The sequence below is a fragment of the Streptomyces cyaneochromogenes genome (assembly GCF_003963535.1).
GTDB lineage: Bacteria > Actinomycetota > Actinomycetes > Streptomycetales > Streptomycetaceae > Streptomyces > Streptomyces shaanxiensis.
The window spans coordinates 3,439,079-3,455,615 of record NZ_CP034539.1 but is presented as its reverse complement, the minus strand read 5'-3'; the positions used below and the strand labels follow the sequence as shown (position 1 = coordinate 3,455,615).

Annotated in this window: 12 protein-coding genes; 11 read left to right on the top strand and 1 reads right to left on the bottom strand. The window is 70.9% G+C overall.

Features of this window, described 5'->3' with window-relative positions; translation table 11 throughout:
- The first annotated feature begins 75 nt into the window (after window positions 1–75).
- The 9 genes from leuS to EJ357_RS15385 all read left to right on the top strand — a co-directional run bounded on the left by leuS (window position 76) and on the right by EJ357_RS15385 (window position 11,888).
- Window positions 76–2,949, top strand: a complete 2,874-nt coding sequence (gene leuS, locus EJ357_RS15425) for a leucine--tRNA ligase (protein ID WP_126392176.1) — start codon at window positions 76–78, stop codon at window positions 2,947–2,949.
- 379 nt (window positions 2,950–3,328) lie between these two features.
- The gene (locus EJ357_RS15420) at window positions 3,329–4,162 is read left to right on the top strand and encodes a hypothetical protein (RefSeq protein WP_126392175.1); all 834 of its coding nucleotides are present in this window, start codon (window positions 3,329–3,331) and stop codon (window positions 4,160–4,162) included.
- 92 nt (window positions 4,163–4,254) lie between these two features.
- Complete coding sequence (locus EJ357_RS15415; protein ID WP_126392174.1) at window positions 4,255–5,100, top strand: DegV family protein; 846 nt, start codon at window positions 4,255–4,257, stop codon at window positions 5,098–5,100.
- Window positions 5,101–5,237: 137 nt separating this feature from the next.
- On the top strand, window positions 5,238–6,317 hold the full coding sequence (locus EJ357_RS15410; RefSeq protein WP_126392173.1) for a ComEA family DNA-binding protein: 1,080 nt from the start codon (window positions 5,238–5,240) through the stop codon (window positions 6,315–6,317).
- The gene (locus tag EJ357_RS15405) at window positions 6,314–8,977 is read left to right on the top strand and encodes a ComEC/Rec2 family competence protein (protein WP_126392172.1); all 2,664 of its coding nucleotides are present in this window, start codon (window positions 6,314–6,316) and stop codon (window positions 8,975–8,977) included. Before EJ357_RS15410 ends, EJ357_RS15405 begins: the two co-directional genes overlap by 4 nt.
- 4 nt (window positions 8,978–8,981) lie before the next feature.
- Entirely contained in the window at window positions 8,982–9,821 is an 840-nt protein-coding gene (locus tag EJ357_RS15400) for an arylamine N-acetyltransferase family protein (RefSeq protein WP_126392171.1), read from the top strand.
- 231 nt (window positions 9,822–10,052) lie between these two features.
- Window positions 10,053–10,298, top strand: coding sequence for a hypothetical protein (locus EJ357_RS15395; protein ID WP_126392170.1), 246 nt, complete (start codon window positions 10,053–10,055; stop codon window positions 10,296–10,298).
- A gap of 136 nt (window positions 10,299–10,434) precedes the next feature.
- The gene (gene holA, locus EJ357_RS15390) at window positions 10,435–11,424 is read left to right on the top strand and encodes a DNA polymerase III subunit delta (RefSeq protein WP_188142319.1); all 990 of its coding nucleotides are present in this window, start codon (window positions 10,435–10,437) and stop codon (window positions 11,422–11,424) included.
- A gap of 68 nt (window positions 11,425–11,492) precedes the next feature.
- Window positions 11,493–11,888, top strand: coding sequence for a nuclear transport factor 2 family protein (locus tag EJ357_RS15385; RefSeq protein WP_126392168.1), 396 nt, complete (start codon window positions 11,493–11,495; stop codon window positions 11,886–11,888).
- A gap of 212 nt (window positions 11,889–12,100) precedes the next feature.
- Here the strand turns inward: EJ357_RS15385 and rpsT are convergent, their stop codons facing one another.
- A complete protein-coding gene (gene rpsT, locus EJ357_RS15380) occupies window positions 12,101–12,367 on the bottom strand; it encodes a 30S ribosomal protein S20 (protein ID WP_126392167.1) in 267 nt (88 codons plus the stop codon).
- 220 nt (window positions 12,368–12,587) lie between these two features.
- Between rpsT and lepA the strand changes: the two genes are divergently transcribed.
- Window positions 12,588–14,456 (top strand): translation elongation factor 4, encoded by a 1,869-nt coding sequence (gene lepA / locus EJ357_RS15370; RefSeq protein ID WP_126392165.1) that lies wholly within the window; start codon window positions 12,588–12,590, stop codon window positions 14,454–14,456.
- 202 nt (window positions 14,457–14,658) lie between these two features.
- Entirely contained in the window at window positions 14,659–16,533 is a 1,875-nt protein-coding gene (locus EJ357_RS15365; RefSeq protein ID WP_126392164.1) for an AMP-dependent synthetase/ligase, read from the top strand.
- The last annotated feature ends 4 nt before the right edge of the window (window positions 16,534–16,537 follow it).

Here is a 16,537-nt window from a genome sequence, read left to right as displayed (position 1 = left end):
TCCTGTGCGAGGGGATTTTTCGTTTCCAGAGAACCGCAGCCGCTGGCAGAGACGATCGATGGAGCTTTGAGGATCATGAGCGAGACGAACCCCGCTGCCGCCGCCGAGGCAGCAGCGCCGCACCGCTACACGGCCGCCATGGCGGCCGAGATCGAGGCACGCTGGCAGGACTTCTGGGACGCCGAGGGCACGTACGCCGCGCCGAACCCGAAGGGTGACCTGGCGGGCGACCCCGCGGTCGTCGCCCGGCCCAAGAAGTTCATCATGGACATGTTCCCGTACCCCTCCGGTGCGGGCCTGCACGTCGGTCACCCGCTGGGCTACATCGCCACCGACGTCTTCGCGCGCTTCCAGCGCATGACCGGCCACAACGTCCTGCACACCCTGGGCTTCGACGCCTTCGGCCTGCCCGCCGAGCAGTACGCCGTGCAGACCGGCACGCACCCGCGTGTCTCCACCGAGGCCAACATCGAGAACATGAAGGTCCAGCTGCGCCGGCTGGGCCTGGGCCACGACAAGCGCCGGTCGTTCGCCACGATCGACCCGGACTACTACAAGTGGACCCAGTGGATCTTCCTGCAGATCTTCAACTCCTGGTACGACGACGAGGCGAAGAAGGCCCGGCCGATCTCCGAGCTGGTCGCCGCCTTCGAGTCCGGTGAGCGTGCCGTACCGGGCCACACGCGCGCGTGGAGCGAGCTGAGCGCCGCCGAGCGCGCCGACGTCCTGGGCGAGTACCGGCTGGCGTACGCCTCCGACGCGCCGGTCAACTGGTGCCCCGGCCTGGGCACCGTGCTGGCCAACGAGGAGGTCACCGCCGAGGGCCGCTCCGAGCGGGGCAACTTCCCGGTGTTCAAGGCCAAGCTGCGCCAGTGGAACATGCGGATCACCGCGTACGCCGACCGGCTGCTGGACGACCTGACCGAGCTGGACTGGCCCGAGGCCATCAAGCTGCAGCAGCGCAACTGGATCGGCCGCTCCGAGGGCGCCCGCGTCGACTTCCCGATCGACGGCGAGCGCATCACCGTCTTCACCACGCGCCCGGACACCCTGTTCGGCGCGAGCTACATGGTGCTGGCTCCCGAGCACCCGCTGGTCGACAAGTTCACCCCGGACGCCTGGCCCGAGGGCACCCACGACGTGTGGACCGGCGGCCACGCGACCCCGGCCGAGGCCGTCGCCGCCTACCGTGCGCAGGCCGCCTCCAAGTCCGACGTCGAGCGCCAGGCCGAGGCCAAGGACAAGACGGGCGTCTTCATCGGCTCGTACGCGACCAACCCGGTCAACGGCGAGAAGATCCCCGTCTTCATCGCCGACTACGTCCTGATGGGCTACGGCACCGGCGCGATCATGGCCGTTCCGGCGGGCGACCAGCGCGACTTCGAGTTCGCGCGCGCCTTCGAGCTGCCGATCGTGTGCATCGTCGAACCGACGGACGGACGGGGCACGGACACCTCGACGTGGGAGAACGCCTTCGGGTCCTACGACGCGAAGATCATCAACTCCACGGGCGAGGGCATCTCCCTGGACGGCCTGGGCGTCGCCGAGGCCAAGGTGCGCATCACCGAGTGGCTGGAGCGCAAGGGCATCGGCGAGGGCACGGTCAACTTCCGGCTGCGCGACTGGCTGTTCAGCCGCCAGCGCTACTGGGGCGAGCCCTTCCCGATCGTCTACGACGAGGACGGCATCGCCCACGCGCTGCCCGAGTCGATGCTGCCGCTGGAGCTGCCCGAGGTCGAGGACTACTCGCCGCGCACCTTCGACCCGGACGACGCCGACACCCAGCCCGAGACGCCGCTGTCGCGCAACGAGGAATGGGTCAACGTCACGCTGGACCTGGGCGACGGCCCCAAGCGGTACCGGCGTGAGACCAACACCATGCCCAACTGGGCCGGTTCCTGCTGGTACGAGCTGCGCTACCTGGACCCGCACAACAGCGAGCAGCTGGTCGACCCGGAGATCGAGCAGTACTGGATGGGCCCGCGCGAGGGCCAGCCGCACGGCGGTGTCGACCTGTACGTCGGCGGCGCCGAGCACGCCGTGCTGCACCTGCTGTACGCCCGCTTCTGGTCCAAGGTCCTGTTCGACCTGGGGCACGTCTCCTCCGCGGAGCCGTTCCACAAGCTGTTCAACCAGGGCATGATCCAGGCCTACGTCTACCGCGACAGCCGTGGCATCGCGGTGCCGGCCGCCGAGGTGGAGGAGCGCGACGGCGCGTACTACTACCAGGGCGAGAAGGTCTCCCGGCTGCTGGGCAAGATGGGCAAGTCCCTGAAGAACGCGGTCACTCCGGACGAGATCTGCGCCGAGTACGGCGCCGACACGCTGCGGCTGTACGAGATGGCGATGGGCCCGCTGGACGTGTCCCGGCCGTGGGACACGCGCGCGGTGGTCGGCCAGTTCCGGCTGCTGCAGCGGCTGTGGCGCAACGTCGTCGACGAGACGACCGGTGCCGTGACGGTGGTGGACGCCGAGCCCGACGAGGACACGCTGCGTGCCCTGCACAAGGCGATCGACGGGGTGCGCGGGGACCTGGAGGGCATGCGGTTCAACACCGCGATCGCCAAGGTCACCGAGCTGAACAACCACCTGACCAAGGCGGGAGGCGCGCTGCCGCGTTCCGTCGCCGAGTCGCTGGTGCTGATGGCCGCCCCGCTGGCCCCGCACATCGCCGAGGAGCTGTGGCGCAAGCTGGGGCGCACCGACTCGGTGGTCCACCAGGACTTCCCGGTCGCCGACCCGGCGTATGTCGTCGACGAGACCGTGACGTGTGTTGTGCAGATCAAGGGCAAGGTCAAGGCTCGCCTGGAGGTCTCGCCGGCCATCTCCGAGGAGGAGCTGGAGAAGGTCGCGCTGTCCGACGAGAAGGTCGTGGCTGCGCTGGACGGGGCCGGGATCCGGAAGGTGATCGTGCGGGCGCCGAAGCTGGTGAACATCGTTCCGGCTTAGGGCTCGGTGAGGGACTGCGGCGTGGGCCTTCGGCGGAGGCCTTCGGTGCAGGGTCCCGATGGTGGGGCTCCGATGGTTGGGCTCCGGCGGTTGGGCCGGCCGGTCGCCGGGTGGCTCGGCGGTGCCGGGAGCGTGCGGGCGGCTCGGGTTGCCATGCGCTGGGCGGCGGCTCGGTTCGCGTGAGTCTTGCGGCGGCTCGGGCCTGCGTGGCCGGCGGCTCGGAGTTGTCGTGAGTGTGGCGGGTGTCTCCGGGTGATCTCGGCTCGGGGTGATCCCCTACGGGCAGGTTCGGGGTTCTGTTGGAACTCCGGGCCTGCCTGCTGCGTTTACCGTTGAAGAGTGACGCGGCGTGTGTCGTGTCAGGCTGGAGGAGGAGCTCGTGGAAGCAGTGATCGCAGTCGTCGCCCTGCTCTTCGTGCTCTTCGTCGTGCTCGGCGCGTACGCCACGGTGAAGGTGGTCGGCGCGGCAAAGCGCCGTGTGGACGAGACGATCACCCACGCCCGGCGCACGGTCGAGGACACCACCCTGCGGGCAAAGTCCCTGGCCCAGCCGGGCTCGGCCGGAGAGCTCGCCCAGCTGCGGCTGAAGCTGCGCACCTCCATGCGGGCCACCCAGGACGCGCTGCACGCGGGCGCGACCGAGGACGAGTCCCTCAAGGAGTCCCTCGGCCTCTTCGAGCGCCTCAGCGCGCACGGGCACGAACTCGACGCCGAACTGCGGCGCCTGGAGTCCGAGCCCGACCGCTCGACCCTTGCCCAGCGGCTGCCCGACCTGCGCGAGCGCACCGCACGCATCGTGCAGGCAGCGGACTCCCTGCGCTGGGCGGCCCGCGACCGCGCCCACCGCTTCGCCGACGACGACCTGGACTCCCTCAGCGCGCAGATCGACGTGGAGACCGGCGCCCTGCGGCACTGGCAGACGACGGAGCCCTCGGCATCGGCGTCGACTTCGGCGCCCACGTCGGCGCCGGGGTCGAAACGTGCGGCCTCGGAACGTCCGGCGTCGGAACGCCCGGCGTCGGAACGTCCGTCGACGCCGCCCCCGTGGCCGGAGGCTCCGGCTCCCGAGGCCGCCGCGACGACCGAGCAGACCTGGCCGGACACCCCTCAGGCGCAGCGGGCCGAGGAGCCGACCAGGCCCGCCATCACCCCGCCCGGCCCCCGGCCGACGTACCCCTGGCAGAAGAAGGCCCGCCCCGAGAGCACGACTTGAGCCCACGGTGCACGCGATGATCCGGTCAAGGGAGCACCGGCTGAGCGGGGTCGGGCTGCCGCCCGGGCGCTACGCCAGGTAACCTCCAGCTCATGTCCCGCCATGTCGCGATCGTCACCGATTCAACGGCCTACCTGCCGCCGCGGACGATGGAGCGCCACGGCATCACCACGGTGCCCCTGACCGTGGTCCTCGGCGATCAGGCACTGGACGAGGGCACCGAGATCTCGACCCGTTCCCTCGCCCAGGCGTTGCAGAAGCGACGCCCCGTCACCACCTCGCGCCCCAGCCCCCAGGTCTTCGCGGAGCACTACCGCAAGGTCGCCGAGTCCGGCGCCACCGGCATCGTCTCCCTGCACCTGTCCGCCGAGCTCTCCGGCACCTACGACGCGGCGGTCCTCGCGGCGCGTGAGGCGTCGGTGCCGGTGCGGGTGGTGGACACCGGGATGGTCGCCATGGCGCTCGGCTTCTGCGCGCTCGCCGCGGCCGAGGCGGCGGAGGCGGGCGGCACCGTGGACGACGCCGTGACGGCCGCGGAGAAGCGAGCCGGGGCCACGGCCGCCTACTTCTACGTCGACACTCTCGACTATCTGCGCCGCGGTGGCCGTATCGGCGCCGCGCAGGCCCTGCTGGGGTCCGCGCTCGCGGTGAAGCCGCTGCTGCAGCTGGAGGGCGGCCGGATCGGCCCTCTGGAGAAGGTGCGGACGGCGTCCAAGGCGATCGCCCGCCTCGAGGAGATCGCGGCCGACCGTGCGGGCAGCGCACAGGTCGACATCGCGGTGCACCATCTCGCCGCTCCCGACCGGGCGTCGGCGCTGGCGGATCGGCTGCGGACGCGGGTGCCAGGGCTGGCCGATCTGCATGTGAGTGAGGTGGGGGCGGTGATCGGGGCGCATACGGGGCCCGGGTTGTTGGGGGTAGTGGTTTCGCCGCGGTGACTGTGAAGATGAGTTGGCCGGCCTGTCAGGCGGTTGAGTCACTCGTGTGGGTGGCCGAGTTATCCACAACTGGGCGGTAATCCCCGGGAATTGAGCAAGATCATCGCGAGTTGGGCGAGGTGTTCGATCCTCGTCGCATGGCACTTCGATCACGTACACGTACGGGCTCACCCACACGCACACGCACGGCCACGGTGACCAGCGGCCCGGGCCGCGGTCCTCACTCCGATGTCCGCGCTCGTCATCAACGCCTGCGTGCCCGTGGCCGGGCACGGCGGCGGCATGCGTCGGCGCAGGAGCTGCGCCGCCGGGCGGAGGTGATTTTCGCCGAACGGGCCGAGGAGTGGGGAGAGTCGGGGGCGGGGCCGCCGACGGGGGATGCCCGGGATGATGATGCCGCGGTGCTGGGCCCGGGCGCGGCGGATGCCGGTGGGGGCGTTGGAAGCAGTGACGCCGGGAGCGGGGACTGGCGGGGGCGGGCCGGGCTGGCGCTGCGGGAGCGGATGCCGGTGTGGTTGCAGGCGAGGTGCGGGCTGGAGCGGCGGAGCGTGGTCGCGCTCAGCGTGGTGCTCGTCCTGGCCGCCGGGTTCGCCGTGCAGCACTTCTGGAGCGGCCGGACGCAGTCCGTGCGGGCGCCCGAGGTGGTGAGGGCGGCGCCCCCGCACGGGAGCGGGGAGCCGGGTGCCCCGCACGGGGGCGGTGAGTCGGGCGGGGAAGCCGGTGCGGGGGCGTCGGCGGCCGGTGTGCCGGGTACCGAGGGCGCGGCAGCGGCGGAGATCGTCGTGGACGTCAGCGGCAAGGTGCGTGAGCCGGGGATCCATCGCCTTCCGGCCGGCTCGCGAGTAGCGGACGCATTGCGCGTGGCTGGTGGAGTGCGTCCCGGCACGAACACCGACGGTCTCAACCGGGCCCGGTTCCTGGTGGACGGCGAGCAGGTGATCGTCGGCGGTCCGGTTGCCGTGCCGGGGGCAGCGGCCGGTACGGGCGGCTCGGGCGGTACTGCGGTCGCCGGTGCGGCGCCTGTCGCGCCGGTCTCCCTCAGCACGGCCACCGTGGAGCAGCTCGACACCCTCCCGGGCGTCGGCCCGGTGCTGGCCCAGCACATCATCGACTACCGCACCCGGCACGGCGGCTTCCGCTCGGTGGACGAGCTGCAAGAGGTCAACGGCATCGGCACGCGTCGTTTCGCCGATCTCCGGAATCTCGTGCGGCCATGAGTCACGATGCCCGCACACCCGTCCGCGCGCCCTCCCGCGCCGCCGTTCATGCCGCGTCGGGTAGCCGGCTCGGCACCTCCCACCCCCGGCAGGAAGGACCGACGGACCTCCGACTCGTCCTACCCGCGCTGGCCGCCTGGGGAACGGCGGCGCTCATGCTGGATGCCCCATCGGTGTGGGTGGCCGGTGTGGCGGCCGTCTGTCTGGTCGCGGCAGGCGTACTGGTGCTGGTACGGCGGGGCGGTGGGCGCGCTGGTCATGCGACCGTACCTCGACCCGGTTCCGCTCCCGGGCGGGACGGAGCGGCCCGGCAGGCGTCTTTGGCAGGTCCGCTCAAGTGGCCGCGCAGGCAGGACACCGCGCCCGTGCGACGCACCTGGCCGCGTACCTCCGTCGCCGCCGTGCTGCTCTGCGTCGCCGCGGCCGCCGTCTCCGCCGGGCTGCACGGGGCCGATCTGCGGCGTGGGCCGGTGCCGGGGCTGGCCCGGGAGTACGCCACCGTGACCGCCGAGGTCGAGGTCACCGCCGATCCGCGGCTCACCCGGCCCCGGGTCCGAGGGAATCACATGGCGCCGACGTCCGTGCTGATCAACGCGGACGTACGGCGCGTCGAAGAGACGGACGGCGCGGCCGTGGTGACGCGGGCGCCGGTGCTGATGATCGTCGACGGTGGATGGGGAGCCTCCGGCGACGCCGATGTGCCGTCCCACTCCGCTGCCGCCCGGCATTCGCCCTGGCTGCGGCTTCTCCCTTCCACGCGGCTGCGCGTGACCGCCCGCCTCGCGCCCTCCTTGGCCGACGGTGACCGGATCGCTGCCGTACTGCGGGTCCGGGACCCGGCTGTGCCGGAGGTCGTGGGGCAGCCGACTGAAGCGCAGCGGTTGGCGGGGCGGTTGCGGGGAGGCCTGCGGGAGGCGACCGACGGGTTGCCTGCGGACGCGCGGGCGCTGCTGCCGGGGCTGGTCGTGGGCGACACCTCCCGGATCACGCCGGAGTTGGACGAGGCGTTCAAGGAGACCGACCTCGCGCACACGCTCGCCGTCTCCGGCAGCAACCTCACGATCATCCTCGCCCTGCTGATCGGCCCGCCCGGACTGGCCCAGCGGGCAGAGCGTCGTGGCCTCGCACCTCGCCTCGGTATCTCCCTGCGGTCCACCGCGCTGCTCGGCGGAGGGCTCACCCTCGCGTTCGTCGTCGTGTGCCGGCCGGACCCGAGCGTGCTGCGGGCCGCGGCCTGCGGGGCCGTCGCGCTGCTGGCACTGGCGACCGGACGCCGCAGATCACTCGTCCCGGCGCTGGCGACGGCCGTACTGCTGCTGGTGCTGTACGACCCGTGGCTGGCCCGTAGTTACGGCTTTCTGCTCTCCGTGCTCGCCACGGGCGCCCTGCTCACCCTCGCGCCCCGCTGGAGTGCGGCGCTGCGCCGCCGAGGGGTGCCGCCGCGGTTGGCCGAGGCGCTGGCGGCCGCGGCTGCCGCGCAGGCCCTGTGCGCGCCGGTCGTGGCCGTGCTCTCGGCCCGGGTGAGCCTGGTGGCGGTGCCGTGCAACCTGCTCGCGGAGTTCGCGATCGCACCGGCCACGGTGCTGGGCTTCGCGGCGCTGGCGTCGGCACCGCTCGCGATGCCGATGGCCAAGGTGCTGGCCTGGTGTGCGAGTTGGCCGGCCGGGTGGATCGCGGACGTCGCCCGGACAGGCGCCGCACTGCCCGGGGCGGGCGTGGACTGGCCAGGGAGCTGGACGGGGGCGGCGCTGCTCGCCCTCGTCACGGTGGTCGCCCTGCTCGCCGGTCGGCGACTGTTGCGGCACCCCTGGTGGTGCGGTGTCTGCGGGGCGCTGCTCCTGCTGGTGGTGCTGCAGCCGCCGCCGCTGACCAGGGTGGTCACGGGGTGGCCTCCGCCCGGGTGGCGGTTCGCCGTGTGCGATGTGGGGCAGGGCGACGCGACGGTGCTCGCGGCGGGCGAGGGCACGGGTGTGGTGGTGGACGCAGGCCCCGATCCGACGCTGGTCGACCGGTGTCTGCGCACGCTGGGGATCACCAGGATCCCGCTCGTCGTGCTGACCCACTACCACGCGGACCACGTCGCGGGCCTGCCCGGCGTGCTGCGAGGGCGTGAGGTGGGCGCGATCGAGACCACAGGGCACGAAGAGCCCGTGGACCAGGTGGAGTTCGTACGCAGGGAGGCGGCCGCTCGGGGCGTCCCCCTGACCCGGGCAGCTGCCGGGGAGGAGCGGCGGACCGGGGCGCTGAGCTGGCAGGTGGTGTGGCCGCCGGCGCACCCGGTGCCGGCCCCGGAGGGACCGAACGACGCCAGTGTCACCCTGCTCGTCCGGTCGGCCGGGCTGCGGCTCCTGCTGCTCGGGGACCTCGAACCCCCGGCCCAGCAAGCGCTGTTGAGATCGCCGGCCGGGGCGTTGCTGGGCGGCGTGGATGTGCTCAAGGTCGCCCACCACGGCTCGGCGTACCAGGACCCGGAGCTCATACGCCGGGCGGCGCCGCGGCTGGCGTTGATCAGCTGCGGTGAGGACAACCCGTACGGGCACCCCGCTCCCGGCACCGTCGCGGCGCTGCGGGCGCAGGGTGCGGTGGTGCTGCGGACGGACGAGGACGGGGCGCTGGCGGTCGTGGGCACGGGCGCGGAGCTCGCGGTGGCGGGAGACTGAGGGCATGGATTCCGTTGAGGTTGATGCCTATCTCCGTCGCCTGGGGGTCGAGCACCCGGCCTGGCCCACCGTGGACGTGCTGCGCGAGCTGCATCTGCGCCATCTGCAGACCGTGCCGTTCGAGAACCTGTCGATCCACCTCGGCGAGGAGATCGTGCTGGAGGAGAAGCGACTGCTGGACAAGGTGGTGGGGGCCGGACGGGGAGGGTTCTGCTACGAACTGAACGGGGCGTTCGGGGCGTTGCTCACCGCGCTGGGCTTCGACGTGACGCTGCTCGCGGCGCGGGTGCACGGGAAGGAGGGGCGGCTCGGGATCCCCTACGACCACATGGCGCTCAAGGTCAGGACGGTGGACGGGGGAGCGTGGCTGGCGGACGTCGGATTCGGGGCGCACAGTCACTATCCGCTGGCGTTCGAGGCGCGGGGTGAGCAGGTGGATCCCGCGGGCGTGTTCCGGATCGTGGAGGCCGGGCCGGATGAGGCCGGGGTGCGTGGCGGATACGACGTGGCGGAGGCGGCGGACCTGGAGGTCGGCATGGCCGGTCGGCCGGAGTACCGGCTGGAGCAGCGGCCACGGGTGCTCGGTGACTTCGTGGCGGGGGCGTGGTGGCACAGCACCTCGCCGGGGTCGCACTTCACGCAGTCCCTGGTGTGTTCGCGCGTGACGGAGGACGGAGGGCGGATCACGCTCAGCGGCCGCACGTTCAAGTCGACGGCGGCCGACGGGAGTCGTGAGGAGCGGGAGTTGGGCACGGACGAGGAGGTGCTGGGGGTCTACCGGGAACGGTTCGGGATCGAGCTGGACCGGGTGCCGACGGTACGGAAGCCGGGCAGGGAGGGCTGAGTCCGAGTCCGCGTCCGAGTCCGGGCCCGAGCCGGGCAGGGAGGCTGCTCGGGCGAATCCGGCTGTGGGGTTCATGGTTGCCCAGGGGGCACGGGTCGGCCGGGTTCACGGGGTGGCCGGAGTTCATGAGGTTGCCCTGGCACCTCAGGGCCGCGCTGCGGCGGCGGGCGGCTGTCCGTTCCCGGACCCCGGCGTGCGTTCGAGCCTCCTCGGGTGCCTGAGAATTGCTCCGTGAGTGATGTGAGACATGTGCTGGTGCTGCCCGATCGTGACGCGGCGGAGGAGGCCGCGGAGGCGCTCGGGGAGCGGTTCGCGATCGATGAGCAGCCGCGGCTGGTGCGGGACGCGCTGGCCGGGGAGGACGACGCCGAGGACGCGCAGTGGCTGGTGGTGCTGCGGGACGAGGCGGGGCGGCTGGATCCGGGGGAGCTGGACGCGTTCGCGGGGGAGTGGGACGGGTGGCGGGAGGAGCCGTAGCCGGACGCCTGCCCGGCGTGGCTGGGCGGGGGGCGGGGCCGCGCCGTCCGGAGCCGGCGGTGTGCCCCCAGCTCTTCGGGCAGGGGGCACACCGCTCCCGCCCCCGCTGTCAGTCCCCCATGCCATGCTGTACGCGATGGCCAGGAAGACTGCGAACGACGACCCCCTTGCCCCTGTGACCCTCGCCGTGGGTCAGGAGGAGCTGCTGCTCGATCGTGCCGTGCGGGAGGTGGTGGTTGCCGCCAGGGCCGCCGATGCCGACACGGACGTACGGGAGCTGACCTCGGACCAGTTGCAGCCGGGCACGCTGGCCGAGCTGACCAGCCCCTCGCTGTTCGCGGAGCGCAAGGTCGTGGTCGTGCGCAATGCGCAGGACCTGTCGGCGGACACGATCAAGGACGTCACGGCGTATCTCACGGCTCCCGCCGAGGAGATCACCCTGGTGCTGCTGCACGCCGGTCAGGCCAAGGGCAAGAAGCTGCTCGACGCCGCGCGCAAGGCGGGGGCGCGGGAGGTGGCGTGCCCGAAGATGACGAAGCCGGCGGACCGGCTGGCGTTCGTCAGGCAGGAGTTCCGGGCGACCGGGCGGTCCGCGACGCCGGAAGCCTGTCAGGCGCTGGTCGATGCCATCGGGAGCGATCTGCGGGAGCTGGCGTCCGCGGTGAGCCAGCTGGTCGCCGATGTCGAGGGGACCGTCGACGAGGCGGTCGTCGGGCGGTACTACACCGGCCGGGCCGAGGCGTCGAGCTTCACCGTCGCCGACCGGGCGGTCGAGGGGCGGGCCGCGGAGGCGCTGGAGGCGCTGCGGTGGTCGCTGGCGACGGGCGTGGCGCCGGTCATGATCACCAGCGCGCTGGCACAGGGCGTGCGGGCCATCGGGAAGCTGTCCTCGGCCCGGGGCGGGCGTCCCGCCGACCTCGCGCGTGAGCTGGGTATGCCGCCGTGGAAGATCGACCGCGTCCGACAGCAGATGCGGGGGTGGACGCCGGACGGAGTGGCGGTCGCGCTGCAGGCGGTCGCCGAGGCGGACGCCGGAGTGAAGGGCGGCGGGGACGACCCCGGGTATGCCCTGGAGAAGGCGGTCGTGGCGGTCGCGCGGGCGGCACGTTCCCGGGGGCGGGGCTAGGGAGAAGAGAGGAGAATCGGGCGTATCGGCCGTACATCGCCTTACATCAGGGAAGGTGGCGATCAGGCATGGCTGAACACCCGCACGCGACTCTCGTCCGGAAGGGCTACGAAGCCTTCACACGAGGTGACATGGACGCCCTGCGCGGGCTGATGACATCGGACTGCACGCACCACGTGCCCGGCAGCCACCCGCTGTCGGGTGACTTCAAGGGGCAGGACGCGGTCATCGAGATGTACGGCCGGCTCTTCGAGGAGACGGCCGGGACGATGCAGGTCGAACTCCGCAACCTGCTCGTCGACGGCCGGGGGCACGTGGTCTCCGTGCACCACTTCAAGGCGGAGCGCCAGGGCAAGCGCATCGACGAGGACGGGGCGATCGTCTTCCGCGTCGTAGGAGACAGGATCAGCGATCTCGACGAGTGCATCGCGGACATCGACAAGTCCAACGACTTCTGGTCGTGACGGTCGCAGGGAAGGCCTGACCAGCCTGACCCATGCCGAAGGCCCCGCCGCCGCGCCCTGGGGAAGGGCGAGGCGCCGGGGCCTTCGGTTCAAGCTGCTGAGCCCGTACCCGCGTGGCGAACGCAGGCCGCGTACAGGCTCGGGGTGCCGGACGGGAGCGGATGAGAGAGGGCCCGCTCGATTCCCTCCGGCGGTCAGATCAAAGAAGAGGTTCAGCCCTTGAGGGATTCGACCTTCGAAGCAAGCGCCGACTTCTTGTTGGCGGCCTGGTTCTTGTGGATGACGCCCTTCGAGACGGCCTTGTCGAGGGCACGCGACGCGGCGCGCTGGTACTCGGTGGCCTTCTCGACGTCACCCGCGGCAGCGGCCTCACGGGCCTTGCGGATCGCGGTCTTCAGAGAGGACTTGACGGCCTTGTTGCGCAGCCGGGCCTTCTCGTTGGTCTTGATCCGCTTGATCTGGGACTTGATGTTCGCCACGAATGAGCCTTTTCAGGTTCAGGCACAGGACCGCAAGGGTCCCGCACCGGTGATTTTCTGGAGAGTGCCTCGTGCTGAGAGGGCATGAGACACAGCCACCCAGAGTACCAGTGGCCCGGCCGACGGCCCAAAACGGTCGCCGGTCGCCGCCCGTGGGACCATGGAACCTACGTATCGATCCGACCCGAGGCATAAGGCGCCTCAAGAGACAGGACCCTGCGTGCCCGCGACCCCTAACAATGTGCCCGAGCCGAGCCGTACCGACCCGGCTCTGATCCGCAATTTCTGCATCATCGCGCACATCGACCACGGCAAGTCCACGCTCGCCGACCGGATGCTCCAGCTGACCGGTGTGGTCGAGCAGCGGCAGATGCGTGCTCAGTACCTCGACCGGATGGACATCGAGCGCGAGCGCGGCATCACGATCAAGTCCCAGGCGGTGCGGCTGCCGTGGGCTCCCACCCACGAACCCGGCAACACGCACATCCTCAACATGATCGACACCCCGGGGCACGTCGACTTCACCTACGAGGTCTCACGGTCGCTCGCGGCCTGTGAGGGGACCGTCCTCCTCGTCGACGCCGCCCAGGGCATCGAGGCGCAGACCCTCGCCAACCTCTACCTGGCGATGGAGAACGACCTCACGATCATCCCCGTACTGAACAAGATCGACCTGCCGGCCGCCCAGCCCGAGAAGTTCGCCGAGGAGCTCGCCAACCTCGTCGGCTGCGACCCGGACGACGTGCTGCGGGTGTCCGCGAAGACCGGCCTCGGCGTCGACGCGCTGCTCGACAAGGTGGTCAAGGAGATCCCGGCCCCGGTCGGCGTCAAGGACGCCCCCGCCCGCGCGATGATCTTCGACTCGGTCTACGACTCCTACCGCGGTGTCGTGACGTACGTCCGTGTCATCGACGGCCAGCTCAACAAGCGCGAGCGCATCAAGATGATGTCGACGGGCGCCACGCACGAGCTGCTGGAGATCGGGACGAACTCGCCCGAGATGCTGTCCGCCGACGGTCTCGGCGTCGGCGAGGTGGGCTATCTGATCACGGGTGTGAAGGACGTTCGCCAGTCCAAGGTCGGTGACACCGTCACCAGCCAGCAGAAGGGCGCCACCGAGCCGCTCGGTGGGTACAAGGACCCGAAGCCGATGGTCTTCTCCGGCCTGTATCCGCTGGACGGCTCCGACTACCCCGAGCTGCGCGAGGCCCTCGACAAGCTGCAGCTCAACGACGCGGCGCTCGTCTACGAGCCGGAGACCTCCGCCGCGCTCGGCTTCGGCTTCCGCGTCGGCTTCCTCGGCCTGCTGCACCTCGACGTGATCCGCGAGCGGCTGGAGCGCGAGTTCGGCCTCGACCTGATCGCGACCGCGCCGAACGTGGTCTACCGGGTCGTGATGGAGGACGGCAGCGAGCACACCGTCACCAACCCGAGCGAGTTCCCCGAGGGCAAGATCAACGAGGTGTACGAGCCGGTCGTGCGCGCCACGATCCTCGCGCCGACCGAGTTCATCGGCTCGATCATGGAGCTGTGCCAGACCCGGCGCGGCACCCTCCTCGGCATGGACTACCTGTCCGAGGACCGGGTCGAGATCCGCTACACCCTGCCGCTCGCCGAGATCGTCTTCGACTTCTTCGACCAGCTGAAGTCCAAGACCCGCGGCTACGCCTCGCTCGACTACGAGCCCACCGGTGAGCAGACCTCCAGCCTGGTCAAGGTCGACATCCTGCTGCACGGCGACAAGGTCGACGCCTTCTCGGCGATCACCCACAAGGACCAGGCGTACGCGTACGGTGTACGGCTCGTCGCCAAGCTCAAGGAGCTGATCCCGCGGCAGGCCTTCGAGGTGCCCGTCCAGGCCGCCATCGGCTCCCGGGTGATCGCCCGCGAGACCATCCGCGCCATCCGCAAGGACGTCCTCGCCAAGTGCTACGGCGGTGACATCTCCCGTAAGCGGAAGCTGCTGGAGAAGCAGAAGGAAGGCAAGAAGCGGATGAAGATGGTGGGTTCCGTGGAGGTTCCGCAGGAGGCCTTCATCGCCGTACTGAGCAGTGATGACAGCGCGGGATCGGGCAAGGGCAAGAAATAGTCCCGAGGTGTACCGATTCCATGGGCCCGTCGCGCCGTAGTGTGGCGGGCCCTCCGCTTTCCTCTGTAGGAAGTGACAGCCCGCCGCCCCTTACGCACCGGCCGGTCGGCATCTACTCTGATCCCTGCTCGATAGTTACTCGCGAGTTAAACAACAGCCGCAACCTGAGCCAGCCGCACTGTCGCGGGCCCCGGAGGATGTCGTGAGCGACACACAGACACTGATCGAGAACCGCCCGCCGAGCGTGGCGACCCTCTTCCTGGAGCGCGTAGCGGCCACGCCGGACGCCGAGGCGTACCGGTATCCGGTGCCCGCCGCCACCGGCCAGGGCCCGGACGACTGGAAGTCCCTGAGCTGGGGACAGGCCGCCGACCGGGTCTACGCGATCGCGGCCGGGCTCATCGAGCTGGGCGTCCAGCCCGAGCAGCGGGTGGCCCTCGCCTCCTCGACCCGGATCGAGTGGATACTCGCCGACCTGGGCATCATGTGCGCCGGCGCGGCCACCACCACCGTCTATCCGCAGACCAACGCCGACGAGTCGGCGTTCATCCTCGCCGACTCCGAGAGCCGCGTACTGATCGCCGAGGACGCGGCGCAGCTGGCCAAGGCCAAGGAGAAGCGCGCCGAGCTGCCGCACCTCACGCATGTCGTCGTGATCGACCCGGCCGGCGTCGAGACCGCCGACTGGATCCTCACCCTCGACGAGCTGGAGAAGCGCGGCGCGGCCCGGCTGGAGAAGGACGCCGAGCTGGTCAAGGAGCGCGTCGGCGCGATCACCAAGGACCAGCTCGCCACCCTGATCTACACCTCCGGCACCACCGGCCGCCCCAAGGGCGTACGGCTGCCGCACGACAACTGGGCGTACATGGCGAAGGCGATCGCCGCGACCGGGCTGGTCGGCGCCGAGGATGTGCAGTACCTGTGGCTGCCGCTCGCGCACGTCTTCGGCAAGGTGCTCACCTCCGGCCAGATCGAGGTCGGTCACGTCACCGCTGTCGACGGCCGCGTCGACAAGATCATCGAGAATCTGCCGGTCGTGCGGCCGACGTACATGGCGGCCGTGCCGCGCATCTTCGAGAAGGTCTACAACGGGGTCGCCGCGAAGGCCCGCGCGGCCGGCGGCGCCAAGTACAAGATCTTCCAGTGGGCCGCCGGGGTGTCCCGCGAGTACGCCAAGGTCACCCAGGACAACTTCCGCCGCACCGGCACCCACTCCGCGCCGTTCGGCCTCGCCGCCAAGCACAAGGTCGCCGACACCCTCGTCTTCGCCAAGATCCGCGAGGCCTTCGGCGGCAACCTGCGTGCCTGCGTCTCCGGCTCGGCCGCCCTCTCCCCGGAGATCGGCTACTTCTTCGCCGGCGCCGGCATCCACATCCTCGAGGGCTACGGCCTCACCGAGTCCTCCGCGGCGTCCTTCGTGAACCCGGGTGAGGCCTACCGCACCGGCACGGTCGGCAAGCCGCTGCCCGGCACGGAGGTGCGCATCGCGGACGACGGCGAGATCCTGCTGCGCGGTCCCGGCATCATGGAGGGCTACCACGGGCTGCCCGACAAGACCGCCGAGGTGCTGGAGGCCGACGGCTGGTTCCACACCGGTGACATCGGCGAGCTGTCCCCGGACGGCTACCTGCGCATCACCGACCGCAAGAAGGACCTGATCAAGACGTCGGGCGGCAAGTACATCGCGCCGGCCGAGGTCGAGGGGCAGTTCAAGGCGGTGTGCCCGTACGTCTCCAACATCCTGGTGCACGGCGCCGACCGGAACTTCTGCACGGCGCTGATCGCGTTGGACGAGCCCTCGATCCTGGCGTGGGCGGAGGAGAACGGGCTGGCCGGGAAGTCGTACGCGGAGATCGTGGCCGCGCCGGCCACCGTCGAGATGGTCGACGGCTATGTGAAGCAGCTCAACGCCGGGCTGCAGAAGTGGCAGACCATCAAGAAGTTCCGGTTGCTGCCGCGGGATCTCGACGTGGAGCACGGGGAGATCACGCCGAGTCTGAAGTTGAAGCGGCCGGTTGTGGAGCGGGAGTACAAGGGGCTGATCGAGGAGATGTACGCGGGGACGCGGGAGGCGTAGCGCC